Origin of the sequence: Staphylococcus sp. LKG3-1 (assembly GCF_048568385.1) — a bacterium.
Taxonomy (GTDB): Bacteria; Bacillota; Bacilli; order Staphylococcales; family Staphylococcaceae; genus Staphylococcus; species Staphylococcus saprophyticus.
In genome coordinates this window covers 1,443,033-1,463,344 of sequence record NZ_CP183796.1, presented here as the reverse complement: position 1 = coordinate 1,463,344, position 20,312 = coordinate 1,443,033, and the positions used below count along the sequence as shown (strand labels likewise).

The window sequence follows — 20,312 nt, the reverse complement described above, 5'->3', positions numbered from 1 at the left end:
AAGCATACAGTAACATCGCTACTTGTATGCTTGGTTATAATCGTTTATTTAACCTGTAAAGGACTGCCTGGACCTAATGGCCAACCTAATAAATACCAGATAATCATAAATAAAGGCCATACGATACTTAACACAATTGTATAAGGCATTAGACTCGATAATAATGAACCTAACTTCATGTTATTATCATATTTTTGTGCATATGATAATAACAGTGGTAGGTAGGGCATCATCGGTGTAATCGGATTACTTATTGAATCTCCGATGCGATAAAGCATTTGTGTGAAAGCAGGATGGAAACCTACAAGCATGAGCATAGGTATAAAAATAGGTGCTAAAATGCCCCATTTGGCAGAAGCGCTACCAATCAATAAATTGATGATTGCGCTTAACAAAATAATGCCTAAGATAAGTATGATGCCATTTTGACCTTGTAATAAGGCGGCTCCCTTAACAGCAACGATAACGCCTAAATTACTCCATTCTAAAAATGCTAGTAGTTGTGCTGCAAAAAATACGATGACGATAAATGAACCCATCGACGACATAGAATCAGCTAACATTTTACCTAAATCTTTAGAGTTTTTAAATTCCTTCATCATTAAACCATAAACTAAACCAGGTACTAAGAATAAAACAAGGATAATTAGCCCAACGCCATTAATAATAGGGGCATCGTTAAGTAAGCTACCTGTTTTAGCATTTCTTAAAAAACTGCCTTGAGGTATAGCTAAAATAATAAGTAACGCAATCATGATGAAAAAACTTATATTTGCCCAAAATACAGCGCGATTTTCTTCTGTTGTCAGTCCAGTATTTTCATCATCAACTTGAATATCAGAATTTGAGTCGTCGTATGAACCTAATCTTGGAATAACAAAGCGCATAGTTACCCAATAAACGGCGGGGAGTAAAACAAGTACACTTGCAGCAATAAAATACCAATTCATGGCCACATTGACATGAACATTGTCAGAAACAATTTTAGTCGCAGGTTCAGTAAATGCATATAATAAGGCATCTGACATACCGATCATGATATTTGCTGAAAACCCACCAATGGCTGATGCGTATGCCATCGCTAATCCTGCAATAGGATGATATCCCAATTTAATAAATACCATGGCAGTTAACGGGGGTAAAACGATAGGTGCAGCATCACCAGCTGCATTACCTAAGATTCCAATAAGTATGATGACTGGAACGATAAATTTTTTAGGTGCTTTATGTACAACTTGAACCATTAATTTGTCAAAATAACCTGTTTTTTCAGCCACACCTACACCAAGCATAACAGCTAATACGAGACCTAGAGCTGGGAATTCAGAAAAATTCTTCACAGCATCATTTAATATCATCATTAGACCGTCTTTACTTAAAATACTCTTAATAGCAATTGTATCTCCTGTACCAGGGTGTTTTACGGTGATGTGAAATAGTGAAACAATCCATGTGATAATAGCAAGTCCTAAGCACATCAAGAAAAATAAAATACTAGGATCAGGTAGTTTATTACCAACTTTTTCTACAATATTTAAAAATCTATCTACGAGTGTCGGTTTATGCTTTGTATTTGAAGTCATATGTACTACCTCCTAATTAAGTTAGCGTAAGTATATCAGAATAATCTTTTTAATTGAACAAATATTCTGAAAATAAATATGTGCTTAAGAAAAAATTTACACATATGCATGTAAAAAAGTATCAAAAAGCGTAATCAAGTTTCAATTTTCTAGAAAAGGTAATTATATAAAGAAACGTTTTTTACAGAACTGGAAATACATTTTTTAGATAGGAGAAGTGATGAATGATGGGAAGATTAAATAACAAAATCGCTATTTTGACAGGTGCAAGTACAGGTATTGGTGCTGCCTCAGCAAAAGTATTAGCGAATGAAGGTGCGCATGTATTGGCAGTGGATATTTCAGAAAAAGTGCATGACACTGTCAAAGAAATCAATAATGCAGGCAATACAGCTTCAGGTTATATCGTCGATGTGTCCGATGCGCACGCAGTTGAACGCTTTGCTCAAGCAATTAAAGAAAAGTATGGAAAAATAGACGTGCTCTTTAATAACGCTGGTGTTGATAATGCGGCGGGGCGTATTCATGAATATCCAGTTGAAGTATTCGATAAGATATTAGGTGTTGATTTAAGAGGTACATTTTTAATGACTAAATTTTTACTACCGCTTATGATGGATGAGGGCGGTTCGATTATCAATACGGCATCATTTTCTGGATTAGCTGCAGATTTAAATCGTTCAGGTTATAATGCAGCCAAAGGTGGGGTCATTAATTTCACGCGTTCGACTGCGATTGAATATGGTCGTGAAAATATTAGAGCAAATGCTATTTCACCAGGTACGATTGAAACACCACTTGTAGATAAATTAACAGGTACGGCTGAAGATGAAGCGGGTAAAGCATTTAGAGATAATCAAAAATGGGTTACACCATTAGGTAGATTAGGAACACCTGAAGAAGTTGGCAAACTTGTAGCCTTCCTTGCGTCTGATGACAGTTCATTTATAACGGGTGAGTCTATCACAATAGATGGTGGTGTTATGGCGTATACATGGCCAGGAGAAATGTTAAGTGATGATAGTTGGAAAAATACAACGAAATAATTTGGTAGCTGTTTTTATGAACGAATGTGAAATGTAGTAAAATCCACACAGTAACTGATTAAACTCAGTCTCTGTGTGGATTTTAATTTATAATTAGGTTAGCGAATATTACCAGATAATTTGATCGACAACATCATTATTTAATGATTTTACAATCTCAGTTACAAGCGCTACCGAATTTTTATAATCATCTGTGTGTAAAACGGACACATTAGAATGCATGTAACGCAATGCAACCCCGATAGAGACGGTTGGTGTGCCTTCATTAGCGACATGAATGCTGCCGGCATCAGTACCGCCACCAGCAGTGGTATCTAATTGAACAGTAATATTATGTTTTTTAGCTACGTCTTTAATATGTTTTGTGAAACCAACATGACCAATGTTGGATGCGTCCATAATAATCACAACCGGCCCATTACCAATAGCCGTATCACTGACTTGACCTGACATACCTGGCGTATCATAAGCAATGGCAACATCAATGGCAATTGCCAAATCAGGTTTGATTTTATTGGCAGCAACTTTGGCGCCACGCAGACCGACTTCTTCTTGTACATTTGCGCCAGCCACCAAGTTGATATCTATTGCTTCATTCTTTAAATTTTGTAATACATCTATGGCAAGTGCACAGCCATAGCGGTTATCAAATGCTTTAGCAGTTAAGTATTTTTGATTAGCCAATGTTTCGAATTCACTGTATGGCGTCACCATATTACCGATTTCGATGCCAAATTGTTCTGCCTCTTTTTTACTCTTAACACCAATATCAATAAACATTTCTTTCATATCAATTGTTTTTTTACGTTCCTCTGGTGATAATACGTGAGGGGGTTTTGAACCGATGATACCTCTGATTTTTTTACCTTCATCTGTTGTAATCGTTACCTTTTGCGAAAGCATGACCTGGTTCCACCAACCGCCAATGGGTGTGAATTTTAAGAAACCATTGTTATCAATTTTAGTAACGATAAAACCAACTTCGTCTAGATGACCTGCAACCATTAATGTTTTATCTCCATTAGTAGCTGATTTTTTACCAAAAATACCACCAAGATTGTCTTCGATAATTTCATCGCTTACGGGTGTTAAATAATCGTTCATTAATTCTTTGACTGCCATTTCGTGTCCAGCAATGCCATCGACATCCGTTAGTGATTTTAGTAATTTTACTGAATCATTCATAAGAATTCCCCCTTAAAAATTAATGTGTATCTATATTTTACCATTTAGAATTTAATAATATAGTTTTTTGATTGAATACAAATTCAAATCATAAGAAACAACAATGATTGTTAATCCTTACTAAAATACTAAGACTAAATGAGTGCAATATGTAATGTGTCATGTTTCAATAGTATTATAGATAAAGTGGAGGGATTAATTATGACAGAAGTTAAACATCTAACATTTGGTTCGAAAAATGCGCCAATAACAATTGAGTCGTTTATCAATTTTGCATGTCCGTTCTGCAAGAACTATTTTAAAGCAGCAGATCATGCACTCACACCTTATATTGAGTCAGGTGAAGTGCAACATGTCGTTAAACATTTTGATAAAACAAAACAAGCATTATTAAAAGGAACAGTTGCAAACATTCATTTAAATTATGACAATCCTGAAGAAACATTAGCAATTATTCGCCAATTATACGATACACAAGATCAATGGAAAGCAAGTTTTGCCACTGTTGAAGATAAAATGGCAAATGAATTTAATTTAACACCTCAAAAAGATGCAGATGAACGCTCTTTAGCAATCAATGAAGAAACTTTTGAACGCGGTATTAAAGGGATACCCACTGTATTTATTAATGACAAAAAATTTGAATTTAACCCGTTAAAAGATGAACAAGATAAAATTGAGTCATTGTTAAATGAAGCTATTTCTAAATTAAAGTAATCTATAAAATAAAAAAATCTCAAGCGTTAAAGTGATTACTTTAACGCTTGAGATTTTTTTGGCTTAGCTTGGATTAAATCATGTGAATTGCAAAAGTATTGAGTAGTTCAATGCTTATTATTTACTTTAACTTTAGCGAACTTAATCAGTTAAGCGTGTTCAATTAATTTTAATTTATAGTCCTGTATAGATTGGATACCACCATCTTTATTTTTAATGATAATATGTTCTTTTGTAATTTTTGTAGGGGAATCTACGCCTATAGCTGCAGAAATATTAAATAAGCCTTCATGTAAACTTGTAATAAAATTAGTGACACGATATTTTTTCTCATCGATGATTAATCCTTTTTCACGTTTAGGATCAGTCGTTGCCACACCTACTGGACAAGTATTCATATGACATTGTTGGCTCATAATACACCCAACACTAATCATCATGCCACGGGCGATGTTTACCAAGTCTGCGCCAAGTCCTAATGCGATAGCTATCTTATCTGGCGTTATCAATTTGCCTGATGCAAAAACTTTAATTTGATCTCTAATACCATATTTTTCCAATAATGCTGTTAAAATAGGAAGCGCTGTAAATAGAGGTAAGCCGACACCATCTTCTAATTCTTGGAATGTTGCACCAGTACCGCCTTCTCCTCCGTCGATGGTAATGAAATTAGGATATTGCTGATTTTCAACCATTGTACGAACAAGGTTTTCTACTTCAGATACTTTGCTAATGACCATTTTAAAGCCAACAGGTTTTTGTCCGGTTTGTTGTAATTCATGGACCCAATTCAATAAGGCATCTGGACTGTCGATATGCTCAAAACGGTTAGGTGAGTTTATTGTCACCCAAGGTTCTACTTTTCTTATAGAAGCGATTTCTTCTGTGACTTTGTTGCCTTGCATGTGGCCACCACGTGTTTTGGCGCCTTGTGCTAATTTGATTTCAAATGCTTTAATATGTTGATTATGGGATAAATCGATAAAGGCTTGTTGGTCAAACTTTCCTGCTTTATCACGAACACCAAATAAGCCTGGTCCAATTTGAAATATAATATCAACGTTTCCAGATAGATGATGTTCCGATAAACCACCTTCGCCCGTGTTCATCCATGTACCAGCTTGACCCAGCCCTTTTGAAAGGGCAGTGATAGCACGGCTACCTAAAGCGCCATAACTCATACCTGATTGACCTACTAAACGTTTTATTTTAAATGGATGCTTAAGTTGAGCACCTAATATAATTTGGTCTTCATCTGATAAATAGTAAGGATCTATTTCAACTTTTGTTCTATGTTCATCACGGTTAAACAAGCGTTCGTTATCAATTTTATAAATAAAAGAAGAAATCATAGGTGATTGGTCGATATGTAACTCAGCTGTTTGTAAAGGAAACATCGTGTTTTGTATATAAAAACCATCTTCATAATCATGTTGTGTTCCAAAACTTGTCATTCTAGAATTATATTTACCCGCAACGACAATATTTGTAAAATCATTTCTTGTAAATGGTTTACCTTTGGTATCAGCCAAAAATAGATACTGACGTAATTCAGGCCCAATTTTTTCTCCAAAATAACGTATGCGTGCAAGTAGTGGATAATTGCGTAGCACACTATGTTGCTTTTGTCGTTTATCTTTAAAAAGTAACACTGCCCCCATTACCAGAACACTAAATAAAAAGAATACAATTATAATATTAACGATAAATTGCAAGGTAGTTAATATAGTCATAAAAATCAGCCCCCCCTTATGTTAATTATATAGTACAACAAAATGAACATATTACAATAATATAGTGAGTTGAATAAGTAAGTTATTTGAGATTATAATATTTTAGAAAGGAAGTTGATAAAAAATTTAATAATTTGTATATACACTATAAGTAGACATGATATATTTAGTATATGTACGAATTAGGAAGGTGTCATATGACTGAGAAATCAACCGAATTAAAAAATAATAATCAGCAAGATATAAGTGTTTGGGATAACAAAAAAATTGTAAAAAGAGATTTTTGGCTTATTCCAATTTATTTATTAGCGAATAACATCATGCCACTCTTGTTATTTGCTGCTATATATATTGTCTATTCAGTATTTAATTTTAAAAATGAAACTTTTGTAACTGATGAAAACATACTAATTATGGGTGGCTTGCTTGCCGAAATCGTTATATTAGTTAGTTTTTATGCAATGCATTTAAAAGATCGTTTAATACCGATTTCCAACCAACGCATTCTTGCAATCCCTAAATATCTGTTTATCATCGTGGCGACTTATATTGTCACACTTGGATTAAATAGTTTATATGATTGGATGATGGAATTTTTACCTAAAGGATTGCAATATACAGAAACTCAAAATCAAATGCTTTTAGAAAAAATGTTTGAAAATAATTGGATGTTACCATTTCTATTTATAGATATTGTCATACTCACACCAATCATCGAAGAACTATTATTTAGACATTTAATTATTCATGAGTTAGGCAAAAAGATAACATATACTGTTGCCTCGATACTCTCAACGATATTATTTGCAAGTGTGCATGTGTTAGGTGCAACATCACTATTTGAAATCGGTAGTTATCTCATCATTGGGGCTGGTTTAGCCTTTGTATATGTGAAGAGCGGAATGAATTTGGCCGTTTCAATAACATTACATGCATTAAATAATCTCATATCATTTATAGCTATCGTTATTTTAAAATAAATGATTTTTGAGCTTATTGATGAAACAAGCTATTAAAATTGAAAAGTTAGGGAATAGTAATGCGAGAAATTAAAAAAGGTGGGCTTCTATGTTAGAACTAAAAAACATAACATATAAGATAGATAACCGGGATATTATCAATGATATAAATTTAAAAATTGAGGCAGGCGATACGATAGCAATTGTAGGGCCTTCCGGAAGTGGTAAAAGTACATTGTTGCGTTTGATTAGTAATTTGATTAGCCCAACAAAAGGAGAACTATATTTAAATGATAAGCCTTACGAACAAATAAACCCAGAACAACTACGTATGAATGTAAGTTATCTATTACAAGAAAGTGATTTATTTGATAGAACTATCGGAGAAAATCTAGCTTTTCCAGCAGAAGTTAGACAAGATAAATTCGATCGTAAACAAGCTAAACGTTTATTGAAAACAGTAGGTTTAGGTCATTATAATTTTAATACACGTGTTGAACATTTATCCGGTGGTGAAAGACAACGTATTACGATAGCGAGACAACTCATGTACACACCAAAGGTATTGCTTCTAGATGAAGCGACAAGTGCTTTGGATGTGCATAATAGTGAAAAAATAGAATCCTTAATCTTTAAATTGGCTGATGAAGGCGTTGCTATTTTATGGATTACACATAGTAATGATCAAAGTAATAGACATTTTAAAAAGAAAATTAGAATTGTGGATGGCAAAATCGATAAGGAGGAGCGTTTATCATGAGTACAACTGCACTAGCATTAACGGGTCTCCTCTTACTTTTTCCGATTATTGTTTCTTACAAAGAAAAATTACATATTATTAAAGATTTATTAATTGCGACGGTTAGAGCAATTATTCAATTAATTATTCTCGGCTTTCTATTGCATTTTATATTTGGTGTGAATCAAACATGGCTATTAATCGTATTTGTACTAGTCATTATTATTAATGCTTCGTGGAATACAATTAGTAGAGCATCTCCAGTAATGCATCATGTATTTTGGATTTCGTTTGTTTCCATTTTTGTTGGTGTAGCGTTACCTCTAGTTGGTGTCGTTTTAACAGGGGCGATAGAGTTTAAGCCTAATGAAGTGATACCGATTGCAGGTATGCTAGGTAGTAATGGTTTAATTGCTATAAATTTAGCCTATCAAAATTTAGATAGAGAATTTGTGAAAGAAATGAGCCAAATTGAATCTAAGTTAGCACTTGGTGCGAATCCCAAATTATCTTCTAAAGAAACGATACGTAATAGTGTGAAAACGGCGATTGTACCAACAATTGATTCCGTTAAAACGTATGGCATTGTTTCGATACCAGGTATGATGACCGGCTTAATTATTGGAGGCGTAGAGCCGTTACAAGCTGTTAAATTTCAATTAATGGTTGTCTTTATTCACACAACTGCGACGATTATGTCTGCGCTTATTGCGACTTATTTAAGTTATAAACAATTCTTTAATCACCGCGATCAACTGATAAGTAGACATTTAAACCAAGAAGACGCATAAATATTGGATAGACGGCGAGTATATAAAGCACTGTTCAGCATTTTAATAAAAATTTTAAAAAGAATTGAGCAGAGCTTTATTGTTATGTTTCAATATAAACACGAATCTGAGATATCTATTGATGTCTCAGGTTCTTTTTTTGTATGGTTGGATATTTGCTGTGAGAGCAAATTCAGAAGTGTTCAAACGTGTTGACGTATGGTTTATAATGTAATAGTTATGTAAAAATTTACATCTTAATTTAAGGGAGGAGTGAAAAGATGTCGATTATGAGAATTGCCACCTTTATTTTGAGTATCTTTATCGTAGGTATGGTTGAAATGATGGTTGCAGGGATTATGAATTTGATGAGCATTGACTTGCATGTTTCGGAAGCGATTATTGGACAGTTAGTGACGCTTTATGCCATCACATTTGCCATTGCAGGACCTATATTAGTGAAATTAACGAATCGGTTTTCTCCAAGACCTGTATTATTATATGCATTGCTTGTTTTTATTGTCGGAAATATGATCATTGCTTTTGCACCTAATTTTTCTATTTTAGTATTTGGACGCATCATATCATCTGCAGCAGCAGCACTTATCGTGGTTAAAATATTAGCGCTAACAGCTTTATTAACTGCGCCACAACATCGAGGGAAAATGATAGGTATTGTTTATTCAGGCTTTAGTGGCGCAAATGTACTTGGTGTACCAATTGGGACAATTATCGGTGACTTAGTTGGATGGAGATATACATTCTTATTTATTGTCTTTGTAAGTGTGTTAGTAGGTATATTGATGTATTTCTATGTACCACAACCTCAATATCAAACGGTAAATACAGAGTCTAGTACTAAGCAGCGTGAAAGTAATTATTCTAAAATACTTAGACCAGGAGAAGTCGCTAAGTTTTTAGCTATCACATTCTTATTGCTAGTTGCAAATTCTGTGACATTTATTTATATTAATCCACTTATGTTATCAAGTGGTCATGACTTATCCTTCGTATCGATTGTATTATTAATCAATGGTGTTGCAGGTGTTATTGGAACATCGATGGGTGGGTTCCTTTCAGATAAATTGACGAGTAAACGTTGGCTAACGATTGCCACTATTATATTTATCACGATGATGTTACTGTTGAATTTATTCTTATCAGTGACAGGCGTATTATTAATGATTATCTTCATATGGAATATCATGCAATGGAGTACAAATCCAGCTGTTCAAAGTGGTATTATAGAACATGTTGAAGGTGATACAAGCCAAGTGATGAGTTGGAATATGTCTAGTTTAAATGCGGGTATCGGCATTGGTGGTATTGTCGGTGGTCTAGTTGTTTCTAAAATAGATGTTTTAGCAACTACGTACTTCACTGCAGCCATCGCATTCGTAGCTTTTATTTTAATCATTAGTCTAAAGCAAATGACTAAATTTAATAGAGCCTAAGGTAAATCAATTACACTTATAAAATGAACAGTGCTTTGTATATAAAAGTGGACTTACATTCTCAATGTAGAAGAGAGGATGTAAGTCCTTTTTTTAATTTATAAAGTTGATTTTTCTATTGATTGGGCTGTATTAAAATGAATATCGCTAAGTGCAATTTTATTTTTCTTATTAGAAACTTGCGCAATAATAGCGGAAAGTAAAATATAAATTAATGTACCAATAATATAACCTATTTTTAAATCAGAAATTAATAAATAAGATTGATACAATAGCACAATAATAGCAATGATTGCCATCGTTACAAGTATTGGATAGGGTACTTTAAACGGCGATTGCTTATAAGCATCTGGATATTTTTTGGGTAGTTGCGTAGAAGCTAAAGCTGGAAAAGCAAAAACAATTAATGAAATCCCAGTACCTAACTGTGCTACAACATTTAGTGACATACCTGTAATAATAGGTAATGCACCAATAATGTAGAAAAGTAATAAAAGCCAATGAGGTGTACCAAATCGTTTGTTCACACTACCTAAACGTTTAGGTAAATAACCATCGTGTATTGCAACTAATAAACTTTTAGTTACCCAAGTAAACGTTGAATTGAGTGTAGTCGCTAATGCGAACATTGCGCCCCCAACCATGAAGAAGATGAATACTGGGGTCGGCAAGACTTCTTGCGCAACACTCGTTAATGGTCTGCCAGAAACCTCTGGAATTGGGAGTACCCCTACAGCAATAGAAGCGATAAAAGCGTATAACAAACCTACAAATATAGTTGCAATGATAATGACTATTGGAATATCTCTTTTTGGATTTTTCATTTCTCCACCTAATTCAGCAACAACTTGCGCGCCACCAGTTGCAAACGAAACAAGCCCAACGGCAGTAAAGAATCCTGTGAATCCATCCGGAAGCATGGCATGCATATTAAAAACACCAAAATCCACATGTGGAAGACCGAAAATGATAAAACAAGACAAAGCAATAATTAGAATGACAACCATTAAATTACCAATGATAGATGCTGACTTAATACCAATGATATTAACAATAAATAAAATGGTAAGTAAGGCAAAAGCAACAAGTCTAACAGGAATACCTGGTAAGAGTCCTTCTAAGTATTGTGCGAATGATAAAGCATATAAAGATAATGTAACCTGTAAAAAGATGAATAATAATAACCAAAATATCCCGATTTTAGGGGACAATAAACGACTTGTATACTGATACATACCACCAGTCGTAGGTAATGTGGATCCTAATATGGCAATTGGGAACATCGTTAGTAATGTAATGATTGCGGATAAGATAAATGCGGGTGTGATACCACTTCCGGTCATTTGTATGCCAATGCCTGTTAGCGACATGACGCCAGCACCGATAATTTGACCTATAGCAATACCCATTACATCCGTAAAGCCTAATACTTTTTTTAAGTTTGTTGCTTGTTGCATTCAATCACCTCTAAATTATATGTATTTTTAAAAATAATAAAAAAATTATAACATAATTATCCCTTAATTCATAGTAAACTTATCGGAAAACAAGAGTTAAGTTTTTGAAAAAGCTAATTATAGATAAATCAAAGGTTTTCATAGTAGAATAAAGTTAATAAAAAAATTATTAAGAGGTGTAATTTTTATGACTAATGAAAAAGAAAATATTAAAGTAAATGCATTTATTGATAGATTGAAACAATGGCAAGAGGAATTTAAAATTTTACGTTAAATTATAAATGAAACGGAATTAACTGAAGATTATAAATGGATGCATCCTTGCTACACGTTAGATGATAAAAATGTCGTTATCATACAAGACTTTAAGCATTATTGCGCATTACTTTTTGAAAAAGGTGCTATTATGGAAGATCCTTATCAATCACTTATACAACAAACTAAAAATGTACAAGCAGCAAGACAATTACGTTTCGAAAGTTTAGATGAAGTTAATCAACGTAGAGACGAGATTAAATGGTATGTTGAAGAAGCGATTAGAATAGAAAAATCAGGTGAGAAAGTACCTATGAAAAAAACTGAAGACTATGATATGCCTGAAGAATTACAAGCAAAATTAGATGCAATGCCAGAATTAAAAGAAGCATTCAATAACTTAACGCCTGGTAGACAAAGGCAATATATGTATCATATTGGTCAGGCAAAGAGAGCGGCAACACGTGAAAATCGAGTAGAAAAATATATTGATTATATATTGGATGGCAAAGGCATGAATGATTAAATACTTGAAAGCATTTGTACAAGTAAAAGAAGTTATCATGTGAACGACGTATGCAAAAATACAAAGCGGATTGCCTTATGAAGGTTAACGCTTGAGTTATGATAAAATAGCACACATTTTAGTTCAGCATCCAAAAATGAAGTTGCAACTTTATCATATATCGTATATAGTTTGCTCGAATATAAAACTACGGTTAAGTCATATTTTGAAACGTATTTTGAGAAAGAAGGTGTATGAATGCCGAGAGTTTCCAAGAGGATACAATTACTACAAGCTGCTGCAGCAATTGTAGATGAGCAAGGTAGTGAATATTTAACGCTAGATGCCGTTGCCAAAAAGGCAGGTGTCAGTAAAGGTGGGCTATTGTATCACTTTAAAAACAAGTTTGCATTAATTCAAGGTCTTGTTGATCATGCCGATGAATTATATAGAGAAAATGTGAATGGACATGTACATGCAGATAAACAAGACCAAGGGAAATGGGCACGGGCGTTTATTGAAGCGACGAGATCTCATCGTTCAGAAAATGGATCGATTACCTCAGGAATGCTTGCTGCACAAGGTATTAATAGCAATTTGTTATTACCTTTACAGGACACTTATAAAGAGTGGCAAACTAATATTGAAAATGATGGATTAGACAAAGTAGACGCTACAATTATTCGTCTGGCAGTGGATGGTTTGTGGCTTTCAGAAATATTTGGACTAGATGGACTTGATGAAAACATGAGAGAACAAGTTTTGAATAGATTAACCGAATATACGCACCCCAATAAAAATCAAGAAAGCAATGGCTAAATGTTCTAAATTAATAAAAAAATAATAAAATGTTTAATTCATGTAAACCACTGATAGTATAAGGATAATCAACTTTTGAATGTTGTTTATCCTTATTTTTTATATTTATAAAACTTGAAACTAAACCGTCTGGTTGGTACACTTATCGATGTGTTAAATAACTCTGTGGAGGTTTATAATCAATGAAAAAAGTGATGCTAACAGCAGCTTTAACAGGTGCTGGAGATACTACAGCAAAGAATAAGTGTGTTCCTGTAACACCTCAAGAGATTGCTGAATCAGCAATAAAATGTGCAAGAGCAGGCGCGACAGTTGCACATATTCATGCGAGAGATCCAGAGACAGGTGGTATTAGCCACGATGTTGAATTTTTCAAAGAAGCCGTACGACTTATTAGAGCTGCAGATGAAGATATTATTATAAATATTACGTCAGGTGGTGGCGGAGATTTTATTCCAAACCTTGAAGATCCATATCTCGCTGCAGAAGGATCTGATATACAAACACCAGAAGAAAGACATGAACCGATAGGCAGCTTACTACCTGAAATGTGTACTTTAGATTGTGGTAGTGTCAACATGGGAGATACAGTTTATTTAAGTCCAACTGATTGGTTAAGAAAACAAGCTCAACTTGTAAAAGAGGTTGGTGTTAAGCCTGAATTAGAGTGCTTTGACAGTGGTCATATTTCATTCGCTAAGCAATTAATCAGTGAAGGATTAATTGATGGTGAACCAATGTTCCAATTTTGTTTAGGTATACCTTGGGGAGCTGAAAATGATCCAGAAACGATAGAATACTTTAAAACGCGTATACCGGAGCATGCCCACTGGTCAGCATTTGGTATTGGAAGAATGCAATTTCCAACGGTTGAAGAAGCAGCAAAGCGTGGCGGCAACGTTCGTGTTGGATTAGAAGACAATTTATATTTAGCCAAAGGTGTTAAGGCAACAAATGAGCAATTAGTTGAAAAAGCTGTCGAAATATTGAACGGATTAGATATAGAACCAATGACCCCGGCAGAAGCACGTAAAAAATATCAATTAAGAGATCCACAAGGAGGAGCATAATGAAGTTTGCAGTTGTAGGTACAGGCGTTATCGGAAGTGGATGGATTACTAGAATGTTAGCTCATGGGCATGAAGTCATTGCTACAGACCCAAGTGAAGGCGCATATGAAAGAATGTTAAAACAAGTGAAACAAAATTGGCCATATGCAGAACAATTAGGTTTAGCAGAAGGCGCTGCAATCGATAATTTAACATTTACACCTTATTTGGAAGAAGCGGTTAAAGATGCAGATCATATACAAGAAAATGTTCCAGAAATTGAATCTTTAAAAGATCAAGTGCTGACAGAAATTGATTTTTATGCGAAAACAGATGCAACGATTGGTTCGAGTACTTCTGGTATTATGCCATCAGAATTGCAACAAAATTTACAACATCCTGAGAGATTGATTGTAGCGCACCCATTTCATCCAGTTTATATTTTACCGCTCGTTGAAATCGTTCCTGGTAAAGCAACAACGGAAGCAACAACATTAAAAGCTGAAGAAATTTACGAAAGCATTGGTATGGATGTACTTCATGTTAGACATGAGATTGAAGGACATGTAGCAGATAGATTAATGGAAGCACTTTGGAGAGAGGCATTGCACATTGTTAATGATGGTATAGCGACAACGGAAGAAGTTGATAAAGCATTTACACATGCTGCTGGTTTGCGCTATGCACAATATGGTCCATTCATGACTTTCCATTTGGCCGGTGGTGAAGGCGGTATGCGTCACATGCTGAAACAATTTGGTCCAGCTTTAAAAAAACCATGGACTAAATTAGTAGCACCAGAATTAACACAGGACCTGTATGACGAAGTAGTCAATGGCTGTGAATCATCTTCTCAAGGAAAAACAATGGCGGAACTTGACCAAAAACGTAATGAATTCTTAGTAAAAGTAAAACAACTTGCTGAGTCATATTGGCCAGAAGATACACCCTCTATGAAAAAGAAAACACAACAATCGGTGAAATAAAATGACAAACAAATTATATGAATACAAGACGCATGTAAATGAAGCTTGGGTCGACCATAATGGGCATATGAATGACGCAGAATATAATCGTGTATTTAGTGATGCAACGGATGCATGGCTCGCATTTTTAGGGTTAGATGTGCAAACAATTGAAACGTTGGACTACACTGTCTTTACTTTAGAAAACCACGTTATGTATTTAAAAGAAATTAAAGTAAATGAAGCGATTACTGCTACAGTTGAGTTATTTGATTACGACACCAAAAGATTACATGTGTTTATGACATTAAGTGATGAAGCAAATGATAAGTGTGCAACTTATGAGGTTATGTTAATGGGAATGAATACTAAATTGCATAAGCCTGATGCTTTTCCTACTGATATACAAAAAGCAATTGATGATTATGCACAACATGCTTCAATAAAAAAACAACCCAAAGAACTTGGACATCTTATTGGTATAAAACGTAAATAAAATTTTTGAATGAGTTTGAAACGATTGAATAAAAAGGTGTTAAAAATATTTTATATAACCAAATATTTGGTTATAAATTGTTTAATGTTATTTATTAATGTATCTTGTTATATATAGGATGATAAAATCAAAGCTAAATTGATTATTCTGTTTTGATTGTTTACACACGAATAAAGTAGGGCTATGTGTGCTCATGTTTTTACTTATTTTTTAGTATTTGTATAACATCCACAGATAGTCCTATATTTATTATGAAATATTTGAAATTGAATATGTACATAGAAAGGAATTGACTCATGTTAAGTATTAAAAACTTATCTAAAGTCTATGGTGGAGGAAAGAAAGCTGTAGATAATATTTCACTTGAGATTGAAGCCGGTGAATTTATTGCATTTATAGGGACAAGTGGTAGTGGTAAAACAACTGCATTAAGAATGATCAATAGAATGATTGAAGCAACTGAAGGGCAAATAGCTATAAATGGCAAAGATGTTCGCAAAATGAACCCAGTTGAGCTACGTAGAAAAATTGGGTATGTGATACAACAAATTGGATTGATGCCACATATGACGATTAGAGAAAATATCGTATTAGTACCTAAACTTTTAAAATGGTCTCAAGAAAAGAAAGAGAAAAAAGCTAAAGAACTGATAAAATTAGTGGATTTACCAGAAGAATTTTTAGATAGATATCCATCGCAGCTCTCAGGAGGACAACAGCAACGTATCGGTGTTGTGCGTGCGTTAGCAGCAGAACAAGATATCATTTTAATGGATGAACCATTTGGCGCGTTAGATCCAATTACGAGAGATACGTTGCAAGACTTGGTTAAAGAACTACAACAAAAGTTAGGTAAGACCTTCATTTTCGTTACACATGATATGGATGAAGCTATTAAACTGGCAGATAAAATTTGCATTATGTCTGAGGGACGTGTCATACAATTTGATACGCCAGACAATATTTTAAGACATCCTGAAAACGATTTCGTACGAGACTTTATTGGTCAAAATAGATTGATTCAAGATAGACCTAACATGCGTACAGTTAAAGATGCGATGATTAAACCTGTAACAGTTCATGCGGATAGCTCATTAAATGAAGCAGTTAAGATTATGAGAGATCGTCGTGTTGATACCATCTTTGTTGTGGGTAACAATCGTAGATTACTTGGATATTTAGATATTGAAGATATCAATCAAGGTTTACGTGGAAATAAAGAACTGATTGATACAATGCAACGCGATATCTATCGCGTAAGAATAGATAGTAAATTACAAGATTCAGTTCGTACAATATTGAAAAGAAATGTAAGAAACGTACCTGTAGTGGATAGTGATGAAGAAACGTTAATTGGATTGGTTACGAGAGCAAACTTAGTAGATATCGTGTATGACAGTATCTGGGGAGAAACAGATGAAGACGATGATGCTACACAAGACGCAATTGTTGAGCCCGATAATGTAGGAGCTGATAAGTAATGAAACAATTCATAGAGCAATATGGTGGGCAACTGATTTCCAAAACAGTCGAACACTTTTATATCTCAATGATCGCTTTGTTAATTGCAATCGTAGTCGCAGTACCATTAGGTATTATACTATCCAAAATGAAAAGAACTTCAAACATTGTTCTCACAATTGCTGGTGTATTACAAACGATACCAACATTAGCAGTATTAGCTGTAATGATACCAATCTTTGGTGTTGGAAAATTACCGGCCATTGTCGCATTATTTATCTATGTACTACTACCAATATTAAATAACACAGTATTAGGTGTTAAGAATATTGATAGTAATCTTAAAGAAGCAGCAATCAGTATGGGGATGACACGCTTTCAATTAATGAAAGACGTTGAATTACCATTAGCTTTACCATTAATCTTGGGTGGTATACGATTATCATCTATTTATGTCATTAGTTGGGCAACACTTGCAAGTTATGTAGGTGCAGGTGGCTTAGGTGACTTTGTATTTAATGGATTGAACTTATATGACCCATTAATGATTGTGAGTGCAGCTGTATTAGTTACAGCATTAGCATTAATAGTGGATGTACTATTATCATTAGTAGAAAAATGGGCAGTACCCAAAGGATTAAAAGTATCCAGATAATTTAAGGAGGACATTATGAAAAAGATAAAACAGTATTGTATCGCGCTTGTACTGTGTCTGACGGTGTTATCTGGATGTAGTTTACCCGGTTTAGGTGGAAATAGCTCAGACAACGAGGTCAAAATCACAGCACTTGCAACGAGCGAGTCACAAATTATGTCTCATATGTTGAGACTATTAATAGAACATGATACAGAAGGAAAAATCAAACCATCATTAATTAACAACTTAGGATCGAGTACCATTCAACATAACGCACTCGTAAATGGTGATGCAAACTTATCAGGTGCCCGTTATAATGGTACGGATTTAACAGGTGCATTAAATGAAAATCCTATTAAAGATCCAAAAAAAGCTATGAAAGCGACACAAGATGGTTTCCAAAAGAAATTTGATCAAACATTTTTTGATTCATATGGATTTGCAAACACTTATGCATTTATGGTAACTAAAGCAACTGCTGAAAAATATAATTTAGAAACTGTGTCTGATTTAAAAGCGCATAGCGATAAATTGAAACTAGGTGTCGATAGTTCATGGTTAAACCGTGAAGGCGATGGTTATCCAGGATTTACGAAAGCATATGGCTTTGATTTTAATACAGTACGACCAATGCAAATCGGATTAGTATATGATGCATTGAATTCGAATAATTTAGATGTAGCAGTCGGGTATTCAACGGATGGTCGAATTGCCGCATATGATTTAAAAGTATTGAAAGATGACAAACATTTCTTCCCACCTTATGACGCAAGTTCAGTGGCGACAAATAATTTATTAAAACAGCATCCAGAATTAAAACCAACAATAGAAAAATTACACAATAAAATTTCAACGAGTGAAATGCAGAAACTTAATTATCAAGCTGATGGTGAAGGTCAAGAGCCTGCAGTCGTCGCTGAAAAATTCTTAAAAGCACATAACTATTTTGAAAATGATAAGAAAGGTGGTCATTAGTAATGGAAGGTAATTTATTTCAACAATTAATTGAATATTATTCAGTAAACTTTGGCTACCTATGGGATTTATTTATTAAGCATTTACTTATGTCTGTTTATGGTGTTCTATTTGCAGCTATTGTAGGTATTCCTATTGGTATCGTCATTGCAAGATATAAAAAATTGTCTTGGACAATTATTACCATTGCAAACATCATTCAAACTGTACCTGTTATTGCGATGTTAGCAATATTAATGTTAGTGATGGGACTAGGTCCTACAACTGTAGTGGTAACGGTATTCTTATACGCACTATTACCAATTATAAAAAATACATTTACTGGTATTGTTGGTGTCGATGAAAATATTAAAGATGCTGGTAAAGGTATGGGAATGACGCGCAATCAAGTCTTGCGTATGATTGAATTACCATTATCTTTATCAGTCATTCTTGGTGGACTGAGAATTGCGCTTGTTGTAGCCATCGGGGTTGTTGCAGTCGGCTCATTCATAGGTGCGCCAACTTTAGGTGACATTGTTATTCGAGGTACAAATGCAACAGACGGAACCACATTTATTTTAGCTGGTGCAATTCCAATTGCTTTAATTGCAATTTTAATTGATATCTTCTTAAGATTTTTGGAAAAACGTTTAGATCCATCTAATAAAACGCATAAGAAGAAAAAACACGAACCACAAAGTATTAATTAATAAAGGTTGTGACTGACTTTGGCAATATTATCAATAAACTATAATTCGACGACGATTGGTATGCATCATCCTTTTATAGTGATTTTACCTGAAGACGCTACTTATTTTGATTCAAATGCACAACCGAAAGCCTTGAAAACGTTATTGCTTTTACACGGACTTTCAAGTGACGAAACGTCGTATATGCGTTATACGAGTATTGAACGGTATGCAAATGAGCATCAATTAGCAGTAATCATGCCGAATGCAGATCATAGTGGTTATAGTAATATGGTGTATGGTCATAAATATTATGATTATATACTTGAAGTATTGGATTATGCGCATCAAATATTACCACTCTCGACTAGCAAAGAGGACAATTTTATTGCGGGACATTCGATGGGTGGCTATGGCACAATCAAATATGCGCTGTTAGAAGGTCATCGTTTTGCGAAAGCTTGTCCTTTATCTGCTGCATTTAACGCACAAGGTTTGATTGATTATGATTGGTATGATTATTCTGGATCTGCAATTGCTGGTCCAAATGCACAAGTAGCAAATACAAACTTAGATCCGTATTATTTAGTGGATGAAGCGATTAAGAAACAAAAAGAAATTCCCGAATTGCTTATCATGTGTGGTACAGAAGATGATTTATACCGAGACAATCAGCAGTTTGTACAATATTTAAATAAACGCCAAATACCAAACATATTTGAAGATGGACCTGGTGAACATGATTACGCATATTGGGATAAAGCGATACAACGTGCAATCAAGTGGTTCATAGAAGGAATATAGAAAATCAAATCGGAATGATATGAGTCAAAAAA

The 20,312-nt window shown here is 34.2% G+C and carries 19 protein-coding genes and 1 pseudogene; 16 read left to right on the top strand and 4 right to left on the bottom strand.

Going from position 1 to position 20,312, the window contains the following annotated elements:
- Positions 1 to 44: 44 nt before the first annotated feature.
- Positions 45 to 1,583, bottom strand: a complete 1,539-nt coding sequence (locus ACM595_RS07380; protein ID WP_069821584.1) for an AbgT family transporter — start codon at positions 1,581 to 1,583, stop codon at positions 45 to 47.
- A 227-nt stretch (positions 1,584 to 1,810) separates the two neighbouring features.
- Here ACM595_RS07380 and ACM595_RS07375 point away from each other — a divergent pair, with 227 nt between their 5' ends.
- Complete coding sequence (locus ACM595_RS07375) at positions 1,811 to 2,629, top strand: SDR family oxidoreductase (RefSeq protein WP_037537770.1); 819 nt, start codon at positions 1,811 to 1,813, stop codon at positions 2,627 to 2,629.
- A gap of 108 nt (positions 2,630 to 2,737) precedes the next feature.
- Here the strand turns inward: ACM595_RS07375 and ACM595_RS07370 are convergent, their stop codons facing one another.
- Positions 2,738 to 3,814, bottom strand: a complete 1,077-nt coding sequence (locus ACM595_RS07370; RefSeq protein ID WP_069821583.1) for a M42 family metallopeptidase — start codon at positions 3,812 to 3,814, stop codon at positions 2,738 to 2,740.
- Positions 3,815 to 4,015: 201 nt separating this feature from the next.
- Here ACM595_RS07370 and ACM595_RS07365 point away from each other — a divergent pair, with 201 nt between their 5' ends.
- Positions 4,016 to 4,531, top strand: a complete 516-nt coding sequence (locus ACM595_RS07365) for a thioredoxin domain-containing protein (protein ID WP_069821582.1) — start codon at positions 4,016 to 4,018, stop codon at positions 4,529 to 4,531.
- 149 nt (positions 4,532 to 4,680) lie between these two features.
- Here ACM595_RS07365 and ACM595_RS07360 read toward each other — a convergent pair whose 3' ends face one another.
- Positions 4,681 to 6,264 (bottom strand): FMN-binding glutamate synthase family protein, encoded by a 1,584-nt coding sequence (locus tag ACM595_RS07360; RefSeq protein ID WP_041079270.1) that lies wholly within the window; start codon positions 6,262 to 6,264, stop codon positions 4,681 to 4,683.
- Positions 6,265 to 6,461: 197 nt separating this feature from the next.
- Here ACM595_RS07360 and ACM595_RS07355 point away from each other — a divergent pair, with 197 nt between their 5' ends.
- The 4 genes from ACM595_RS07355 to ACM595_RS07340 all read left to right on the top strand — a co-directional run bounded on the left by ACM595_RS07355 (position 6,462) and on the right by ACM595_RS07340 (position 10,186).
- Positions 6,462 to 7,244: a CPBP family intramembrane glutamic endopeptidase gene (locus ACM595_RS07355; protein WP_041079269.1), complete on the top strand. Its 783-nt coding sequence runs from the start codon at positions 6,462 to 6,464 to the stop codon at positions 7,242 to 7,244.
- 88 nt (positions 7,245 to 7,332) lie between these two features.
- Positions 7,333 to 7,983 carry an ABC transporter ATP-binding protein gene (locus tag ACM595_RS07350; protein WP_002482400.1) on the top strand — a complete coding sequence of 217 codons (651 nt, stop codon included), beginning with the start codon at positions 7,333 to 7,335 and terminating at the stop codon, positions 7,981 to 7,983.
- Positions 7,980 to 8,753, top strand: coding sequence for an ABC transporter permease (locus ACM595_RS07345; protein WP_069821581.1), 774 nt, complete (start codon positions 7,980 to 7,982; stop codon positions 8,751 to 8,753). The genes ACM595_RS07350 and ACM595_RS07345 overlap by 4 nt, the downstream gene beginning before the upstream one ends.
- A gap of 260 nt (positions 8,754 to 9,013) precedes the next feature.
- Entirely contained in the window at positions 9,014 to 10,186 is a 1,173-nt protein-coding gene (locus tag ACM595_RS07340) for an MFS transporter (RefSeq protein WP_002482402.1), read from the top strand.
- A 98-nt stretch (positions 10,187 to 10,284) separates the two neighbouring features.
- On the opposite strand, the gene ACM595_RS07335 is transcribed toward ACM595_RS07340, so the two are convergent.
- Positions 10,285 to 11,643, bottom strand: coding sequence for an APC family permease (locus ACM595_RS07335; RefSeq protein WP_069821580.1), 1,359 nt, complete (start codon positions 11,641 to 11,643; stop codon positions 10,285 to 10,287).
- Positions 11,644 to 11,830: 187 nt separating this feature from the next.
- Between ACM595_RS07335 and ACM595_RS07330 the strand changes: the two are divergent.
- The 10 genes and pseudogenes from ACM595_RS07330 to ACM595_RS07285 all read left to right on the top strand — a co-directional run bounded on the left by ACM595_RS07330 (position 11,831) and on the right by ACM595_RS07285 (position 20,280).
- A pseudogene (locus ACM595_RS07330) lies at positions 11,831 to 12,424 on the top strand (YdeI/OmpD-associated family protein).
- 237 nt (positions 12,425 to 12,661) lie between these two features.
- Complete coding sequence (locus ACM595_RS07325; protein WP_002482405.1) at positions 12,662 to 13,222, top strand: TetR/AcrR family transcriptional regulator; 561 nt, start codon at positions 12,662 to 12,664, stop codon at positions 13,220 to 13,222.
- A gap of 182 nt (positions 13,223 to 13,404) precedes the next feature.
- Positions 13,405 to 14,292 (top strand): 3-keto-5-aminohexanoate cleavage protein, encoded by an 888-nt coding sequence (locus ACM595_RS07320; protein WP_069821579.1) that lies wholly within the window; start codon positions 13,405 to 13,407, stop codon positions 14,290 to 14,292.
- Positions 14,292 to 15,257, top strand: coding sequence for a 3-hydroxyacyl-CoA dehydrogenase NAD-binding domain-containing protein (locus ACM595_RS07315; protein ID WP_075339871.1), 966 nt, complete (start codon positions 14,292 to 14,294; stop codon positions 15,255 to 15,257). Before ACM595_RS07320 ends, ACM595_RS07315 begins: the two co-directional genes overlap by 1 nt.
- A 1-nt stretch (position 15,258) precedes the next feature.
- Positions 15,259 to 15,732 carry a thioesterase family protein gene (locus ACM595_RS07310; protein ID WP_069821577.1) on the top strand — a complete coding sequence of 158 codons (474 nt, stop codon included), beginning with the start codon at positions 15,259 to 15,261 and terminating at the stop codon, positions 15,730 to 15,732.
- A gap of 296 nt (positions 15,733 to 16,028) precedes the next feature.
- Complete coding sequence (locus ACM595_RS07305; RefSeq protein WP_002482409.1) at positions 16,029 to 17,213, top strand: betaine/proline/choline family ABC transporter ATP-binding protein; 1,185 nt, start codon at positions 16,029 to 16,031, stop codon at positions 17,211 to 17,213.
- Positions 17,213 to 17,848, top strand: a complete 636-nt coding sequence (locus ACM595_RS07300; protein WP_129334999.1) for an ABC transporter permease — start codon at positions 17,213 to 17,215, stop codon at positions 17,846 to 17,848. Before ACM595_RS07305 ends, ACM595_RS07300 begins: the two co-directional genes overlap by 1 nt.
- Positions 17,849 to 17,863: 15 nt before the next feature.
- Positions 17,864 to 18,805: an osmoprotectant ABC transporter substrate-binding protein gene (locus ACM595_RS07295; RefSeq protein ID WP_041079257.1), complete on the top strand. Its 942-nt coding sequence runs from the start codon at positions 17,864 to 17,866 to the stop codon at positions 18,803 to 18,805.
- 2 nt (positions 18,806 to 18,807) lie between these two features.
- Complete coding sequence (locus tag ACM595_RS07290; protein ID WP_002482412.1) at positions 18,808 to 19,497, top strand: ABC transporter permease; 690 nt, start codon at positions 18,808 to 18,810, stop codon at positions 19,495 to 19,497.
- A gap of 18 nt (positions 19,498 to 19,515) precedes the next feature.
- Positions 19,516 to 20,280: an alpha/beta hydrolase gene (locus tag ACM595_RS07285; protein WP_037537721.1), complete on the top strand. Its 765-nt coding sequence runs from the start codon at positions 19,516 to 19,518 to the stop codon at positions 20,278 to 20,280.
- Positions 20,281 to 20,312: the final 32 nt, after the last annotated feature.